A 16741-nucleotide genomic window follows, 5' to 3' on the forward strand; every position below is an offset into this window, starting at 1 on the left:
ACAGATGATGAAGACTTCGATCGTTTCTCTTGCCGCCGCCAGCCTGCTGGCGCTGGCCTCCACACCTTCTTTGGCGCACCCGCCGATCGCCGAGCGCCCAGCGCAGGAAGAGGCTGCGGTGTTCGAGGCCGACCGCGCCGAAATCCTTGCCATGGCGGGCAACTTCAAGGTGCGCTTCGACATGCAGGAGGCCACCCCCTGGCAACAGGGCTATGCCCCGCTCGACCGCAAGATCTCTGGCGGGCACGAGGTGGTGCGGGTGATCGAGGACACCGGCCGCCGCATCGTGCTGCAGCACATTCTGGTCTCCGAGCACGAGGGCAAGCCGCATATCACCAAGCACTGGCGACAGGACTGGGAATATGAGCCAGCCAAGGTGCTGGTCTATTCGGACCGCAATGCCTGGACCTGGGAGGACGTGCCCGAAAAGATGCGCCGCGGCCGCTGGTCACAGACCGTCTGGCAGGTTGACGACAGCCCGCGTTATGCCGGCTGGGGCCAGTTCGAGGAGCAGGGTGGCCTGCGCCGCTGGCGGTCCAACTGGACCTGGCGCCCGCTCGCCCGCCGCGATGCGGTGCGTAACCCGGTGTATGACCGCTATTACGCGATCAACCGCCACCAGACCACGCCCGATGGCTGGGTTCACTGGCAGGACAACATCAAGATGGGGCTCGACGAGGGGTCGCTCAAACCCGTCGTGCAGGAGTATGTGCTGAACACCTACACCAGGTTCGACGGCTATAACGTCAAGGCGGCGGACGATTACTGGGCTGCGACCAAGGGCTATTGGGCTGCGGTGCGTTCGGCCTGGGACAAGGTGGCGACCACCAAGGGCGGCATTGCCATCCAGGAAGAGGCGCAGGCCGGAACCGTGATCAGCGCGCGGCTGCTGACGATGGCGGACGAGATCGTCGAGGGCAAGTTGACGGAAGGCAAGGCCAAGGCCGAAGCGCTCAAGCTGATCGAAGACAATACCCGGATGGCAGGTGGACAGCGGGTCGCTAACGCCGGTCAATAAGGGTCGGCGCTCCGCCCTTTGCCGGGTGGAGCGCCGTCATTCCCCTGCCCTGCTCACTGGACATGGCGGGGCAGGGGATGATGTTTCAATGATCGTGCTGTCCCAGCGCGGCAAGCACGTCTTCCAGCCGCGCGGGATCGCCCATCGCGATCACGCGGCCGTCGCTGTTCTTGTGCAGCGGATCGCCGTTCCAGTCGCACATATGCCCGCCCGCGCCTTCGACCACCGGCACCAGCGCGGCAAAATCGTGCAGCTTGAGCCCGCTTTCGCACACCAGATCGACACTGCCTTGCGCGACCAGCGCGTAATTGTAGCAATCGCCGCCCCAGATCAGCCGCCTGGTGTCGCACTGCTTGGCGAGCGCCATGAAGTGCATCGCGTCATGGTCGCTGAACAGGTGCGGGCTGGTGGTGGCGAGCACCGCGTCCTCGATCTCGGGGCACAATCGCGCCCTGACCGGCTTGCCGTTGAAGGTGGTGCCGCGCCCGGTCGCGCCGACCCAGCGCTCGCGCCCGATCGGTTGATCGATCACGCCCAGCACCGGCCACTCCTCGGCGATCAGCGCGATCAGCGTGCCGAAGATCGGCCGCCCGGCGATGAAGCTGGTGGTGCCATCGATCGGATCGAGCACCCACACCCGGCCCGTCGAGCCGGGCTTTTCGCCATACTCCTCGCCGATCACGCCATCGCGCGGCGCCTCGGCATCCAGGATCGCGCGCATCGCGGCCTCGGCGGCCCGGTCCGCCTCGGTGACGGGCGAGGCATCGGCCTTGCGGTCGGTGGTGAAGGTGGACCGGTAGAACGGGCGGATGGCTTCGCCTGCGGCTTCGGCCAGCCTTTCGGCGAGCGCTATGTCTTTGCTGTGGATCATGGGAATGCTGCTATCGCTTCGGGCCGCGGTTGGCCAGACTGATCCGGGTCAAAATGCGGCGAGTGCCTCGACGTCATGTGTTGACATGATGATACCGAATTCGTCGGCGAGCAGCCTGCGCATCGCCTCGGGCCCGGTAATCTGCATCCGGTCGGTGGTGTCGCCCCGTTGCACGCTGAACTGGTCGTTGGTGATCGCTTTCAATCCGTCCTGCGTCACCTGGCTGACCAGCACGTTGCGGATAAAGCGCGAACAGGGCGATGTCGCGGTCCAGTGATTGGACATCGCGATGTCGGCGGCGAGCGCAGTGTCTTCGGTAAAGCTGTACTGGTTGCGGCACTGCCCGGCGAAATGCCGGTCGAGCATCCAGCCGAATTCCGCATCGCGCCTCAGCCGATGGATGGCACCGTCATTGCCTGCGGCCTCGGCTCCGTCCCGGATCGGCATCGCCGGGACATGCCCGCCGCCAAAGCCTGCATCGGCAAGCCAGCGCTCGCCCTCCAGCGCGACGGCCAGCACGATGTGCGTGCGCGGCGGGACGTCTTCGTCCGGCTCCTGACGGAACCATACCCGCGCCAGCATCGGGTCCACGGCAAAGCCCAGCGCCTCGAGCCCGCGCGCAAACAGCTGGTTGAGCTCGAAGCAATAGCCCCCGCGTGTGCCCGACAGCAGCTTGGCCGCGACGACAGCAGGATCAAGGTCCACACCGCGGCCCAGGCGTGCGTCGAGCGCATCATAGGGAATGGCCAGCCTTTGTGCCCAGAGCAGACAATCCAGCCCGGCAAGATCGACCGAAGGAAGCTGTGACAGCCCGAGCCGGGCGAGGTAGCGATCAAGAAATGCGGTCAATGTGCGCTGCCTTCAGGTGCCGGTACGGGCACGCGCAGCGGCTGGCCATCGGGCACGACCCAGCTCGAGACGGCGCGCAATCCTTCGGGTCCGGCGCGGCCCCAGTGCACCGTGCCGGGCGCGATGCGGATGCCCTGGCCGGGCAGCAGCGTCATGGCCTCCTGACCCTGACGGGCGATGACCGTGCTACCGCCGATGACGTAGAGAAACTCCTCGCCATGATGGAAATGGCGCGGGATCGGCGCGCCCGGCGGGATATTGAGGTCGCCTATCACGAGATGATGGCCCGGCGCTGCCTCTATCGGCCCGGACACGATCTCGGTGATACCGGGTGCTGGCCGGTACACCGCCAGCGCGTCGCTGTTATCGCGCGCGCATCCCGCCAGCCCGATCGCTGCCAGCAGCAGGGCAGCCATGCGGATCGACGCCATGTCGCCGGATCAATCGAACAGGCTTGAGACCGAGCTTTCGTCTGCAATGCGGCGGATGGCTTCGCCGATCAGTGCCGCCATGGGCAGGCTGCGGATGCGGTCCGATCCGGTCACTGCGTCGGTGGCCTGGATCGAATCGGTGATCACCAGTTCCTTGAGCGCGCTGTTGTTGACGCGCGCGACCGCGCCGCCCGAAAGCACGCCATGGGTGACATAGCTGACCACGTCGACCGCGCCTGCGTTCTTCAGCGCCTGCGCCGCGTTGCACAGGGTGCCACCCGAATCGACGATGTCGTCGATCAGGATGCAGAAGCGGCCTTCGACGTTGCCGATGATGTTCATGACTTCGGATTCACCCGGGCGTTCGCGGCGCTTGTCGACGATCGCCAGCGGCGCGTTGTCGAGCCGTTTGGCGAGCGCACGCGCGCGCACCACGCCGCCCACGTCAGGCGACACCACCATCAGCTGGTGTTCGCCGAAGCGCGCCTGGATGTCCGCCGCCATCACCGGTGCGGCATAGAGGTTGTCGGTGGGGATATCGAAAAAGCCCTGGATCTGTCCTGCGTGCAGATCGACCGAAAGAACGCGGTCCGCGCCCGCAACCGTGATCAGGTTGGCGACCAGCTTGGCCGAGATCGGGGTGCGGGGGCCGGGCTTGCGGTCCTGCCGGGCATAGCCGAAATAGGGGATCACTGCGGTGATGCGGCGGGCCGATGCGCGCTTCAATGCATCGATGCAGATTAGCAGTTCCATCAGATTGTCGTTGGCGGGGTAGCCGGTCGACTGGATCACGAAGACATCCTCGCCGCGGACATTCTCGTGGATCTCGACGAAGATTTCCTCATCGGCAAAGCGGCGCACGCTGGCATCGGTCAGCGGCATTTCCAGATAGGCCGCGATCGAACGCGCCAGCGGCAGGTTGCTGTTGCCAGACAGGATTTTCATGTGATCGTGCTTCCCCGTTGCGCGGATCGAATTTGGCCCTGTTAGCCAAGTGACCCGGCAAGCGGAAGATGTAAGTTTCGTGAAATGTGTGTGACACGCAAGCCCGCGCCGCCGACCATCAGGGCGGTCCGCCAAATTCGGTTGCCGCGCTTGCGCCTGCCGCCTATCTGGCAGGGATGACCGACCGGCTTATGATCACCCTTGTCCAGTGCGCGCAGGCGATGGGCGATATCCCCGGAAATGCCGATGCCATGCTGGCGGCGCGGGACAAGGCGACGGGAAGCGATCTTGTCGTGTTCCCCGAACTGCAGCTGATCGGCTATCCGCCCGAGGATCTGGTGCTCAAGCCCGCTTTGATCGCGCGCGCTGCCGCCAAGCTCGACGAGATGGCCGCAGCCACCGCCGATGGCGGCCCGGCCATGCTGGTGGGGTCGGTGTTCGCGCGTGAAGGCCAGCTTTTCAATGGCCTCGCACTGCTCGATGGCGGCGCGATCACCGCGGTGCGCCTGAAGCACGAGCTGCCCAATTACGGCACCTTCGATGAGAAGCGGCTGTTCGCGTCTGCTCCGCTGCAGCCTCCGGTGCCGTTCCGCGGCGTGATGCTGGGCCTGCCTTTGTGCGAGGACATCTGGTTCCCCAAGGTCTGCGGGCATCTCAAGGCGATGGGGGCGCAGATCCTCATCGCGCCGCATGGCAGCCCTTACGAGATCGAAAAGGATGAGCGCCGGCTGCATAATGTGGTGCGCGCGCGCGTTGCCGAGACCGGGCTGCCTTTGGTGTTCTTGAACCGCATCGGCGGGCAGGACGAATTGGTGTTCGACGGCGCCTCGTTCGTGGTCAACGCCGATGGATCGCTTGTCCATCAGCTGCCCGACTGGGAGGCGGCGAGCGTGCGCACCGAATGGACGCGCGGGGCAGGCGGCTGGCAGTGTGCTCCCGGCGAGATCCATGCGCTCGATCCGTTCCCGCAGGATGCCTATCATGCCATGATCGTCGGGCTGCGCGATTATGTGAACGCCAATGGCTTTCCCGGCGTGGTGCTGGGGCTTTCGGGCGGGATCGACAGCGCGCTGTCCGCCGCCGTCGCGGTCGATGCCCTGGGCCCCGAGCGGGTGTGGTGCGTGATGCTGCCCAGCCGTTTCACCAGCCAGGAGAGCCTGGATGATGCCGCAGGCTGCGCCAAGATGCTCGGATGCCGTCTCGACAGTATCCCGATCCAGCCTGCGGTCGCAGCGTTCGACAGTATGCTCGAAGGCAGCTTTTCCGACCGCGATGTCGACATCACCGAAGAGAACATCCAGTCACGCATCCGCGCGGTGACACTGATGAGCCTCTCCAACAAGTTCGGGCACATGCTGCTCACCACCGGCAACAAGAGCGAGATGAGCGTCGGCTATGCCACCATCTATGGCGACATGGCGGGCGGCTACAATGTGCTGAAAGACGCCTACAAGCTCACCGTGTTCGAACTGTCGCGCTGGCGCAACGCGCACAGGCCGCCGCTGGCGCTGGGCCCGGACGGCCCGGTGATGCCCGAGCGCGTGACCACCAAGCCGCCCAGCGCCGAACTGCGCCCCGACCAGCGCGACGACGACAGCCTGCCGCCCTACGAAATTCTCGACCCGATCCTGCACGGCCTGATCGAGGAGGATCTCAGCGTCGCCGAGATCGTCGCACGCGGCTTCGAGCACGATACCGTCGCGCGGATTGAGCGCCTGCTCTACATCGCCGAATATAAGCGCCGCCAGGCCCCGCCTGGGGTGAAACTGGGCATCCGCAACTTCGGCCGCGACCGGCGCTACCCGATCACCAACAGGTTCCGGACAGTGTGATCGCTTGCATCGTGTATCGTTACGCGATATATCGGTGCCATGATCATCGGCTTTCGTCACAAGGGCCTGCGGCTGCTTTACGAAACTGGTTCGACCAAAGGCATTCAGGCTGGTCACAAGGCGAAGTTGCTCAGCATTCTGGCAGCATTGGATGTAGCCCAGTCGCCCCGCGAGCTCCCGCTCCCGTCATACCGGCTGCATCCGCTAAAGGGCGATATGACAGGTCATTGGTCGATATGGGTGAACGGCAACTGGCGGGTCACATTTCGGTTTGTCGGGCCTGATGTGGAACTAGTGGATTATCAGGACTATCATTGAGGCAAGTTGAGATGATGAAAACTCCCCCCCACCCAGGAACCATGCTGCGCGATGACGTTATCGTCCCGCTCGGCCTTGGTGTCACCGAAACAGCGCGCAAGCTGGGTATGTCGCGAGTGGCATTGTCGCGCGTGATCAATGGCCGAGCCGCGATCAGCCCTGATCTTGCCATCCGGCTGGAACGCGCAGGTGTGAGCACCGCGCGATTCTGGATCGGCTTGCAGGCGAATTATGATCTTGCCATGGCACTCGAGCACAGCCAGCCGACTGTAGAGCCATTGCAGACAGCTGCCTGAACCCACCCAACGCGAGGAGCCCCGCCGGGCGACCCGCGGCGTGCACCAACAAGATTGTAACCCATGACCACCACCCGCTTCGCCCCGTCGCCCACCGGGCACCTGCACATCGGCAATATCCGCACCGCGCTGCACAACTGGATGTGGGCGAGGAAGACGGGCGGGCGCTTCATCCTGCGCATCGACGACACCGACCAGGAGCGCAGTCGCGAGGAGTATGTCGAGGGCATTCGCGCGGACCTCGCCTGGCTGGGGCTCGCCCCCGATGCGGAATATCGCCAGTCGGAGCGGAGCGCCTTGTACGACGCGGCTTTTGACCGGCTGCGCGACGCGGGCCGGGTCTATGCGTGTTACGAAACCTCGCAGGAGCTCGACCTCAAGCGCAAGATCGCTCTGGGGCGCGGCCTGCCGCCGGTGTACGATCGCGCTGCGCTCAATCTCACCGATGCAGACCGCGCAGAGCTCGAGGGGCAGGGACTGAAACCGCACTGGCGGTTCAAGCTCGACCATGACGAACCTATCGCCTGGGACGACCTGATCCGCGGGCCCCAGAAATTCGACGCCGCCGGCCTCTCCGATCCCGTCATCCGCCGTGCCGATGGCAGCTGGCTGTACATGCTCCCGTCTGCCATCGATGATGTCGACATGCAGATCACCCATGTCGTGCGCGGCGAGGATCATGTCTCTAACACCGCGGTGCAGCTGCAGATGTTCACCGCATTGGGCAGCACGCCGCCTGCGTTCGCGCACGAGGCGCTGCTGGTCGGCTCGGAGGGCAAGCTCTCCAAGCGGCTGGGCTCGCTGGGTGTCGGCGAGCTGCGCGACAAGCACATCCTGCCGCAAGCGATCGTCGCGCTGCTGGCAAGACTGGGCACGTCTGATCCGGTCGAGCCGCTGCATGATCGCGCAGCGCTGCTCGAGAGCTTCGACTTCGCCCGCTTCGGCCGCGCGCCCGCGCGTTTTGCCGAAGAGGATCTCGAGCGGATCAACCGCCAACTGATCCACACCGCCGAGTTCGCTGCGATCGCCGATCAGCTTCCGCCGCAGATCGACAAGGCGGCGTGGCACGCGATCCGTCCCAATATCGCGCATCTGGGCGAGGTCGCCGATTACTGGCGGATCATCGAAGGGCCGATCAACGCGCCCGCGCCGGAAGCCGAGGATGCGGAGTTTCTGGTCGAGGCGCGCGCTGCGCTCGAACCGATCGACTTCGGTCCGACGGTTTGGAAGGACTGGACCGAGCTGCTCAAGGCCAGCACCGGACGCAAGGGCAAAGGGCTGTTCCTGCCGCTGCGCCGCGCGCTCACCGGAATGGACCATGGGCCCGACATGGGCGAACTGCTGCCTTTGATCGGGCGCGAGCGGGCCTTGGAGCGACTTGGCGGCTAGACGCACGCCACGCCTTGCCCAATTTCGTCACCCCCGCGCAGGCGGGGGTCACACTTCCGTCTTCCGCGTAGTCGCAAAGCGGGATTCCCGCGTTCGCGGGAATGACGGGAAGGTGAAAACTCGGCACGCCCTTGGATAATCCCCTCGCATGCCGCATATGCAGTGGCATGACCATGATCGCCACCGCAGACCCCCGCTCGTTCCTCTACCGCCCCGACGCGCTCGATCCCGATGCTGCGCAGCGCCTTACCCGCGATGCGCTCGCGCGTTGCGATGATGGCGAGCTCTACCTGCAGTACGCCGCGAGCGAGAGTTTCGTGTTCGATGACGGCCGGCTGAAAACCGCCGATTATTCGACCGACTCGGGCTTCGGCCTGCGCGGGGTCTCGGGCGAGATGACCGGCTTTGCGCATGCCAACGACGTCAGCGAAGCGGGCATCCGCCGCGCCGCCGAGACGCTGAAACTGCTCGATCCCGCAAAGGGCGAGGCGGCCCCCCCGCCGCGGCAGAACAACCGCCATCTCTACACCGACGGCAACCCGCTCGAGAGCATCCCGTTCGAGACCAAGATCGCGCTGCTCGAAAAGATCGACGCCGCCGCGCGCGCGCGTGACCCACGCGTGGCGCAGGTCACCGCGAGCCTGATCGGCAGCTGGTCGGTGATCGAGGTGGTGCGCGCCGATGGCTTTGTCGCCACCGATGTCCGCCCTCTGGTGCGCCTCAACGTCTCGATCGTTGCGCAAAGCGGCGAGCGGCGCGAGGTCGGAAGCTTCGGCATGGGCGGGCGCTATCTGTACGACGGCCTGTTCAATGAGGCGACCTGGAACCGCGCGATCGATGAGGCATTGGCGCAGGCACTGACCAATCTGGAGAGCGTCGCTGCGCCCGCGGGCGAGATGACCGTATTGCTCGGCCCCGGCTGGCCCGGGATCATCCTGCATGAAGCGATCGGGCATGGGCTCGAGGGCGATTTCAATCGCAAGGGCACCAGCGCGTTTTCGGGCCGGGTCGGCCAGCGCGTCGCCGCCGATGGCGTCACCGTGGTCGACGATGGCTCGATCATGGACCGGCGCGGATCGCTCAGCATCGATGACGAAGGCACGCCGACACAGGAAAATGTGCTGATCGAAAACGGCATCCTGCGCGGATACATGCAGGACCGGCTCAACGCCCGGCTGATGGGCGTCGCCCCCACCGGCAACGGCCGCCGCCAGTCCTACGCCCACGCCCCGATGCCGCGCATGACCAACACCTTCATGCGCGCAGGGAATGATGACCCGGCGGAATTGTTGTCGCGCGTGAAAAACGGCATCTTCGCCAAGAGCTTCGGCGGCGGCCAGGTCGACATCGTCTCGGGCAAGTTCGTCTTCTCGTGCACCGAAGCCTATCGTGTCGAAAACGGCCGCCTCGGAGCCCCGATCAAGGGCGCCACTTTGATCGGCGACGGCCCCACCGTACTCACCAAGGTCACCGGCATCGGCAACGACTTCGCGCTCGACGAAGGCGTCGGCATGTGCGGCAAGGCAGGCCAGGGCGTGCCTGCGGGCGTGGGCCAGCCGACGTTGCTGGTCAGCGGGCTGACGGTGGGGGGAACCGGAGCGTAAGACAGCCCGCCGCAAGGCTTGCGAACCGCGAACCCACACTGCCGACCCCATCTACCCCTTCCCCCCCGCACAACCTTGCGCTAAGGCCTCCCCCGACACACCCGATTCAGCATCGGCCCGCCGGTTTCGCGCAGAAAAATGGTCGCGCGCGTCCCCATTCCGGCCTCTGGTGCGAACCGTCACACCCGGCGCTTTCAATGCGCCATACATATAACTGGTACTTTTGGAGGGACCTTCACATGACCGCTGTTGGACAGGACACGCTCGGCACCCGCGCGACCATGGAGGTGGGCGGCAAGTCCATCGCGTATTATTCGCTCGCCAAGGCGGCTGAGAAGCTCGGCGATATCTCGCGGCTGCCGTTCAGCATGAAGGTGCTGCTCGAGAACATGCTGCGCTTTGAAGACGGCGGCTTTACCGTGTCGGTGGCCGATGCGCAGGCGATCGTCGACTGGCAGAAGAACCCCTCGTCGGATGCGGAAATCCAGTATCGCCCCGCGCGTGTGCTGCTGCAGGATTTCACCGGCGTGCCGTGCGTCGTCGATCTCGCGGCGATGCGCGATGCCATCGCCAAATTGGGCGGTGACACCAGCAAGATCAATCCGCTCGTCCCTGTTCACCTGGTCATCGACCACTCGGTGATGGTCGACGAATTCGGTCACCCCAAGGCGTTCGAGCAGAATGTCGAGATCGAATATTACCGCAACGGCGAGCGCTACGACTTTCTGAAGTGGGGCTCCAAGAGCCTCGACAACTTCAAGGCGGTTCCTCCGGGCACCGGCATCTGCCACCAGGTGAACCTCGAGAACATCGCGCAGGCCGTATGGACCAGCACCGATGAAAGCGGCGCCACCGTCGCCTATCCCGACACCTGCGTCGGCACCGACAGCCACACCACGATGATCAACGGCTTGGGCGTGCTCGGCTGGGGCGTCGGCGGGATCGAGGCGGAAGCCGCGATGCTGGGCCAGCCGGTCTCGATGCTGATCCCCGAAGTCGTCGGCTTCAAGCTGACCGGCCAGCTGAACGAGGGCGTGACCGCCACCGATCTGGTGCTGACCTGCACCAACATGCTGCGCAAGCATGGCGTGGTCGGCCGCTTTGTCGAATATTTCGGCCCGGGCCTGGCTTCGCTGAGCCTCGCCGACCGCGCGACGCTCGCCAACATGGCGCCCGAATATGGCGCGACCTGCGGTTTCTTCGGCATCGACGACAAGACGCTCGATTACATGCGCCTCACCGGGCGTGACGAAGACGCGCTGGCATTGGTCGAAGCCTATGCCAAGGAGCAGGGCTTCTGGATCCACCCCGATGCGGTCGATCCGGTGTTCACCAGCACGCTCGAGCTCGACATGTCGACCGTCGTGCCTTCGCTTGCCGGTCCCAAGCGTCCTCAGGATCGCGTCGATCTCACCGAAGTCGACGACGTTTTCGCCAAGGACATGGCCGAAACCTACAAGCGCGCCAACACCCGCGTCGCGGTGGACGGCAAGGACTTCGATATCGGCGATGGCGATGTCATGATCGCTGCGATCACCTCGTGCACCAACACCTCGAACCCCGGCGTGATGGTTGCCGCCGGCCTCGTCGCCAAGAAGGCGAATGAGCTGGGCCTGCGTCCCAAGCCCTGGGTCAAGACCTCGCTCGCGCCCGGATCGCAGGTGGTCACCGACTATTTCAACAAGGCCGGGCTGCAGACGCATCTCGATGCGGTCGGCTTCAACCTCGTCGGCTATGGCTGCACCACCTGTATCGGCAACTCGGGCCCTCTGGCCGAGCCGATCAGCAAGGCGATCAACGAGAACGGTCTGGTCGCCGCCGCCGTCATCTCGGGCAACCGCAACTTCGAAGGCCGCGTGTCGCCCGACGTGCGCGCCAACTTCCTCGCCAGCCCGCCGCTGGTCGTGGCTTACGCGCTCAAGGGCACGGTGATCGAGGACTTCACCACCACCCCGATCGGCCAGGCGACCGACGGCCATGACGTGTTCCTCAAAGACATCTGGCCCACCAATCTGGAAGTTGCCGACACCATGGCGGCGTGCATGGACCGCGCCATGTTCCAGGCGCGCTATGCGAACGTCTACCTCGGCGACGAGCATTGGCAGGCGATCAACGTCGAAGGTTCGGACACCTACAATTGGCGCGCGGGCTCGACCTATGTTGCCAACCCGCCGTACTTTGAGGGCATGAGCATGACCCCCGCGCCGGTGGGCGACATCATCGAGGCCAAGCCGCTCGCGATCCTGGGCGATTCGATCACCACCGACCACATCTCGCCCGCAGGCTCGATCAAGGCGGATTCGCCTGCGGGCAAGTGGCTGATGGAGCATCAGGTCGCCAAGTCCGACTTCAACAGCTATGGCGCGCGCCGTGGCCATCATGACGTGATGATGCGCGGCACCTTCGCCAACATCCGCATCAAGAACGAGATGGTCCCGGGCATCGAGGGCGGCATGAGCCGCTATGGCCAGGAAGTGATGCCGATCTATGACGCAGCGATGCGTCACAAGGCCGATGGTACGCCTCTGGTAGTGATCGCGGGCAAGGAATACGGCACCGGATCGTCGCGCGACTGGGCGGCCAAGGGCACCAACTTGCTGGGTGTGAAAGCCGTGATCGTCGAGAGCTTCGAACGCATCCACCGCTCCAACCTCGTGGGCATGGGCGTGCTTCCGCTGCAGTTCCAGGACGGCGATACCCGCTTGTCGCTGGGCCTGACCGGCGACGACAGCTTCACCATCGAAGGTGTTGCCGATCTCAAGCCGCGCCAGCAGGTCACCGTCAAGGTAACCCGCGCCGATGGCTCGACCTTCAGCTTCGAGGCGCTGTGCCGCATCGATACCGCCAATGAAATCGAGTATTTCATGAACGGCGGCATCCTGCATTACGTGCTGAGGAAGCTGGCTGCATGAAGCCGTTCGTGTCACGGGCTGTCGCTGCGCTGATCGGCGCGGCGATGGCCCTTGGCGCGGTGCCGGCCTCCCCGGCACGGGCGCAGGTCGCCGCGACGCCTTCCCTGCCTGCCGATGCGCAGGCGGCGGGCATCATGTGCTTCTATGCCGCAGTGCTCGCCGGGCGCGGCCAGACCGAAGCGGTGGCCGAAGCGACGTGGTTCCTGTTCGATGCCGCGCGCAGGGTGACCGCCGACACGCCCGAGACTTTCGTGGAGAAGGTCGAGGAACTGGTCGGGCTTACCCCGCCCAATCTGGAGACGCTGGCGACCGATGCGCCGCAGCTCCTGCCGCTGTGTGCGGCGCGCTACCCGCTGATCAGCTCGAAGCGCACCATCACCTTGCCTGCCGACCCGTTTACCCGCGACATGCAATGCTATGCGCTCACCGGCTATATGGCGGGCGTGGCGGAGAGCGAGCTCGAGGATTCGGGCGAAAGCCCGTTCGGCAAGCGGATGACCGCATTGGCGGACCGGCTGTCGGCGCGGCTGACCCCGGAACGCTACATCGAGAAGGGCCACACAGACGAGGCCTCGATCCAGCGGCTGTTCGCGCTGTCGCTGCGCGATATCAGCCCGGTCGGCAATCTGATGAGCATCCTGACCGCATGCGAGGCAGCGGCGGGCTGAGCATTCGTCCCGCTCTGCCAGAAATGGCGCGGGGCAGGGTGCGGATTGCTTGACTTTGGTTGGCCCCGACCGTATGCGGCCTGCTTTCGCGGGCTCGGCGCAAGCTGCAGCACGCGGCGAATCATCAACCAACACCGTTTTATCAGGAGTGCCGCATGAAGCGCACATTTCAGCCCAGCAACCTTGTGCGCGCGCGTCGTCACGGTTTCCGTTCGCGCACTGCAACCCCGGGTGGCCGCGCGGTTCTGCGTGCACGCCGCGCGCGTGGTCGCAAGCGCCTGAGCGCCTGATCGGGGCTGTGGAGCAACCGGCGTCCGTGGATGCGGGCGTGGCTGCTGACACACCTTCCAGTCCGACCGATTCGACGGGCGCTCCGGATACCTCCGGCGCGCCCGTTGTGCTGCGCCAGCGCGCCGACTTTCTCGCGGCCAATGGCGGCCTGCGCGTCGGCACCCCGGCTTTCGTGCTGCTGGTCAAGCCGCGCCAGGACGACAGCCCGGCAAAGCGCATCGGCTATACCGTCACCAAGAAGATCGGTAACGCGGTCGTCCGCAACAGGATCAAGCGGCGCTTTCGCGCGCTGGCGCACCAGGTGCTTGGCCATCACGGCCTTCCCGGCGCCGATCATGTGCTGATCGGCAGGGGCGAGGCGATGACGCGCGACTTTGCCGCCATGCACGCCGATCTGGTCCGCGCGCTCGAGCGGGTGCGCGATGGCAAGGCCTCGTCCGATCGCCGTCCGCCGCGTGGCAAGCCCCGGCGGCGATGATGGCGCAGCCGATGATCGCGTGTTGGTCGCCTGGAATCGCATGCCGGTCCGATAGCTCTGGCCGCGCGCGGCAGGTTCGGCTTGAGCTTGGGGGCATGGAATACCGATGCGCACCCTGCTGATCTGGATCGCCCGAGGCTGGCAACTTGGCCCGTCGCGCATCCTTCCGCCGTCGTGCCGCTATGATCCCAGTTGCTCGGAATATGCCATCCAGGCGCTCAAACGCCATGGTGCGATTAAGGGTGGCTGGTTGGCGACGAAGCGGCTATTGCGCTGTCACCCATGGGGCGGGCACGGCCATGATCCGGTGCCCTGACGCGCAGATGAGGCGCCCCCGAATGCATTACCGGAACGAGGTTTGAAGCGTGGAGAATCAGCGTAACGTCATCCTGGCCATCACCCTGATGGCCCTGATTCTGTTCGGATGGCCCTATGCGCTGGAGGTGTTCTATCCAGCGCGCCCGGCAACGGTCGAGGATGTGGCCAATGCGCCGCGCCCGGGCCTCGATCCCGCCACCCCCGGCACCTCTTCGGGCGCGGTTTCGGGCACCGTTCCCGATACCGCAAGCGCCTCCAAGATCATCCGCACCCGCAAGGCCGTGCTGGCCGACAGCGCGCGCGTCGCCATCGATGCGCCGCGCGTGGGCGGGTCAATCAACCTCACCGGCGCGCGCATCGATGATGTCGTGCTCAAGGATTATCGCGAGAAGCTCGACAAGGACAGCGACCTTGTCCACCTGTTCTCGCCTGCCGGTACCGCAGACCAGTATTTCGCGCAGTTCGGCTGGATCGGCGAGGGCGTGGTCACCCCGACCAGCCAGACGGTGTGGACGCCCAGCGGCGGCAGGCTCACCCCATCGACTCCCGTCACGCTGCGCTGGGCCAACCCGGCCGGGCAAAGGTTCGAGATCGTCTATGCGATCGACGCCAATTATCTGATCAGCGTCACCCAGCGGTTCATCAATTCGGGCGCCACGCCTGCGATCGTGCGGCCTTTGGGGCTGATCAACCGCACCAGCGCCAATGCCGACCCCAGCACCTGGACCGTTCGCAACGGCCCGCTGGGCGTGTTCGACGATGTCGCCGATTTCGACGTGCATTATGACGATCTCGACGAGAACCCCAAGAAGCTGGTCGAATATGGCGGCAACATCGACTGGCTGGGCTTCACCGACCATTACTGGCTCTCGGCGCTGATCCCCGCGCCCGGATCGACCGGCCAGATGGCGGGCAATTTCCGCAGCCTGGGCGGCAAGCTCTACCAGTCCGAGCTGCTGTTCGACAGCAAGGTCGTGGCACCCGGCAAGATGGTCGAGACCAAGGCGATGCTGTTTGCCGGCGCCAAGGAAACCGAGCTGCTCGACGATTATGTCGATGCCAAGGACATCAAGCTGCTCGACCGCGCGGTCGACTGGGGCTGGTTCATCTGGTTCGAAAAGCCGATCTTCAAGCTGCTCAACTGGCTGTTCGAGCAGGTCGGCAATTTCGGCGTGGCGATCATCCTGCTGACCATCATCATCCGCGGCCTGATGTTCCCGATCGCACAGCGCCAGTTCGCCTCGATGGCGCAGATGCGCGCGGTGCAGCCCAAGATGAAGGCGCTGCAGGAACGCTACAAGGACGACAAACAGAAGCTCCAGACCGAGATGATGGAGCTGTACCGCAAGGAAAAGGTCAATCCGCTCGCCGGATGCCTGCCGATGTTCCTGCAGATCCCGGTGTTCTTCGCGCTGTACAAGGTGCTGCTGCTGGCGATCGAGATGCGTCACCAGCCGTTCGTCTTGTGGATCAAGGATCTCTCCGCGCCCGATCCGCTGACTCCGGTCAACCTGTTCGGACTGCTCCCCTTCGATCCGCCGAGCATGATCGCCATCGGCATCCTGCCGATCATCCTGGGCGTCACCATGTGGCTGCAGTTCAAGCTCAATCCCGCGCCGATGGACCCGGTCCAGCAGCAGGTCTTTTCGATCATGCCCTGGGTGCTGATGTTCGTGATGGCGCCGTTTGCCGCGGGTCTGCAGCTCTATTGGGCGATGTCCAACGTGCTCACCATCGCGCAGCAGAAGTGGCTCTACAGCCGTCATCCGCAGTTGAAGGAGCTGGCCGCGCAAGAGGCGGCGGCCAAGGCCGCCAAGGCCGAGAAGGACAAGATGCCCAAAGAGAAGGGTGGCGCGTGACCGACGAATCCCAGCCCACCATCCATCCGCTGCTGCAGGAGGCCAACCGGCTGTTCTCGGGATCGGTGACCTTCCTCAAGTCCGCGCCCGCGCTCGAATTCCTGCCCGCCCCCTCGGTGCCCGAAATCGCCTTTGCGGGCCGCTCCAACGTCGGCAAATCCTCGCTGCTCAACGCGCTGGTGGGCAGGCGGGCGATCGCGCGCACCTCGGTGACGCCGGGCCGCACGCAGGAATTGAACTTCTTCGATATCGGCGATCCGGTGCGCTTTCGCGTGGTCGACATGCCGGGCTATGGCTATGCCAAGGCGCCCAAGGATGTCGTCAAGAAATGGCGCTTCCTGATCAACGATTACCTTCGCGGCCGCGCGGTGCTCAAGCGCACCCTGGTGCTGATCGACAGCCGCCACGGGGTCAAGGAGGTCGATCTCGACGTCATGAAGATGCTCGACGAGGCTGCGGTCAGCTACAGGCTGGTGCTGACCAAGGCGGACAAGCTCAAGGCAAGCGAGCTCGAAAAGGTCGCCGACGCCACCCGCGCCGAAGCGCGCAAGCACGCCGCCGCCTTCCCCGATGTCATCATCACCTCGTCCGAAAAGCGCATGGGCATTGACGAGCTGCGCGGGTTCGTGATGGATTCGATCAGCGAGTGAACAGCGCGGCAG

17 protein-coding genes are annotated in these 16741 nt (G+C 65.0%); 13 read left to right on the top strand and 4 right to left on the bottom strand.

The features are described from left to right. The first annotated feature begins 7 nt into the window (after positions 1-7). Positions 8-1018 (top strand): DUF6607 family protein, encoded by a 1011-nt coding sequence (locus IP68_RS11050; protein WP_054135085.1) that lies wholly within the window; start codon positions 8-10, stop codon positions 1016-1018. Between the two features lie 85 nt (positions 1019-1103). Here IP68_RS11050 and hisN read toward each other — a convergent pair whose 3' ends face one another. The 4 genes from hisN to IP68_RS11070 are packed head-to-tail and all read right to left on the bottom strand — an operon-like array spanning position 1104 to position 4114. Beyond that, a complete protein-coding gene (gene hisN / locus IP68_RS11055) occupies positions 1104-1889 on the bottom strand; it encodes a histidinol-phosphatase (protein WP_054135046.1) in 786 nt (261 codons plus the stop codon). Between the two features lie 48 nt (positions 1890-1937). Next, positions 1938-2738, bottom strand: a complete 801-nt coding sequence (locus IP68_RS11060; protein WP_054135047.1) for an arylamine N-acetyltransferase — start codon at positions 2736-2738, stop codon at positions 1938-1940. Continuing rightward, entirely contained in the window at positions 2735-3169 is a 435-nt protein-coding gene (locus tag IP68_RS11065; protein WP_054135048.1) for a cupin domain-containing protein, read from the bottom strand. Before IP68_RS11065 ends, IP68_RS11060 begins: the two co-directional genes overlap by 4 nt. Positions 3170-3178: 9 nt before the next feature. Then, positions 3179-4114 carry a ribose-phosphate pyrophosphokinase gene (locus tag IP68_RS11070; protein ID WP_054135049.1) on the bottom strand — a complete coding sequence of 312 codons (936 nt, stop codon included), beginning with the start codon at positions 4112-4114 and terminating at the stop codon, positions 3179-3181. A gap of 176 nt (positions 4115-4290) precedes the next feature. Between IP68_RS11070 and IP68_RS11075 the strand changes: the two genes are divergently transcribed. From IP68_RS11075 to yihA, 12 genes are all read left to right on the top strand, one after another. After that, positions 4291-5946 carry an NAD+ synthase gene (locus tag IP68_RS11075; RefSeq protein WP_054135086.1) on the top strand — a complete coding sequence of 552 codons (1656 nt, stop codon included), beginning with the start codon at positions 4291-4293 and terminating at the stop codon, positions 5944-5946. Between the two features lie 39 nt (positions 5947-5985). Next, a complete protein-coding gene (locus tag IP68_RS11080) occupies positions 5986-6264 on the top strand; it encodes a type II toxin-antitoxin system RelE/ParE family toxin (RefSeq protein ID WP_054135050.1) in 279 nt (92 codons plus the stop codon). A 14-nt stretch (positions 6265-6278) separates the two neighbouring features. Continuing rightward, entirely contained in the window at positions 6279-6560 is a 282-nt protein-coding gene (locus IP68_RS11085; RefSeq protein ID WP_197275783.1) for a HigA family addiction module antitoxin, read from the top strand. A gap of 63 nt (positions 6561-6623) precedes the next feature. Next, on the top strand, positions 6624-7949 hold the full coding sequence (gene gltX / locus IP68_RS11090; protein ID WP_054135052.1) for a glutamate--tRNA ligase: 1326 nt from the start codon (positions 6624-6626) through the stop codon (positions 7947-7949). Positions 7950-8122: 173 nt separating this feature from the next. Then, positions 8123-9553 (top strand): metalloprotease TldD, encoded by a 1431-nt coding sequence (tldD, locus tag IP68_RS11095; RefSeq protein ID WP_369814857.1) that lies wholly within the window; start codon positions 8123-8125, stop codon positions 9551-9553. A gap of 239 nt (positions 9554-9792) precedes the next feature. After that, positions 9793-12465 carry an aconitate hydratase AcnA gene (acnA, locus tag IP68_RS11100; protein WP_054135054.1) on the top strand — a complete coding sequence of 891 codons (2673 nt, stop codon included), beginning with the start codon at positions 9793-9795 and terminating at the stop codon, positions 12463-12465. Then, the gene (locus tag IP68_RS11105) at positions 12462-13133 is read left to right on the top strand and encodes a hypothetical protein (protein ID WP_054135055.1); all 672 of its coding nucleotides are present in this window, start codon (positions 12462-12464) and stop codon (positions 13131-13133) included. Before acnA ends, IP68_RS11105 begins: the two co-directional genes overlap by 4 nt. A gap of 155 nt (positions 13134-13288) precedes the next feature. After that, positions 13289-13423, top strand: a complete 135-nt coding sequence (gene rpmH / locus IP68_RS19765) for a 50S ribosomal protein L34 (protein ID WP_081985062.1) — start codon at positions 13289-13291, stop codon at positions 13421-13423. A gap of 38 nt (positions 13424-13461) precedes the next feature. Then, complete coding sequence (gene rnpA, locus IP68_RS11110; RefSeq protein ID WP_231683923.1) at positions 13462-13902, top strand: ribonuclease P protein component; 441 nt, start codon at positions 13462-13464, stop codon at positions 13900-13902. Positions 13903-14008: 106 nt separating this feature from the next. Continuing rightward, complete coding sequence (gene yidD, locus IP68_RS19770; protein ID WP_082382300.1) at positions 14009-14218, top strand: membrane protein insertion efficiency factor YidD; 210 nt, start codon at positions 14009-14011, stop codon at positions 14216-14218. 49 nt (positions 14219-14267) lie between these two features. After that, the gene (yidC, locus tag IP68_RS11115; RefSeq protein WP_054135057.1) at positions 14268-16079 is read left to right on the top strand and encodes a membrane protein insertase YidC; all 1812 of its coding nucleotides are present in this window, start codon (positions 14268-14270) and stop codon (positions 16077-16079) included. Then, the gene (gene yihA, locus IP68_RS11120) at positions 16076-16729 is read left to right on the top strand and encodes a ribosome biogenesis GTP-binding protein YihA/YsxC (protein WP_197275784.1); all 654 of its coding nucleotides are present in this window, start codon (positions 16076-16078) and stop codon (positions 16727-16729) included. The genes yidC and yihA overlap by 4 nt, the downstream gene beginning before the upstream one ends. Positions 16730-16741 lie beyond the last annotated feature (12 nt).

The sequence above is a fragment of the Blastomonas sp. AAP25 genome (assembly GCF_001295965.1).
GTDB lineage: Bacteria > Pseudomonadota > Alphaproteobacteria > Sphingomonadales > Sphingomonadaceae > Blastomonas > Blastomonas fulva.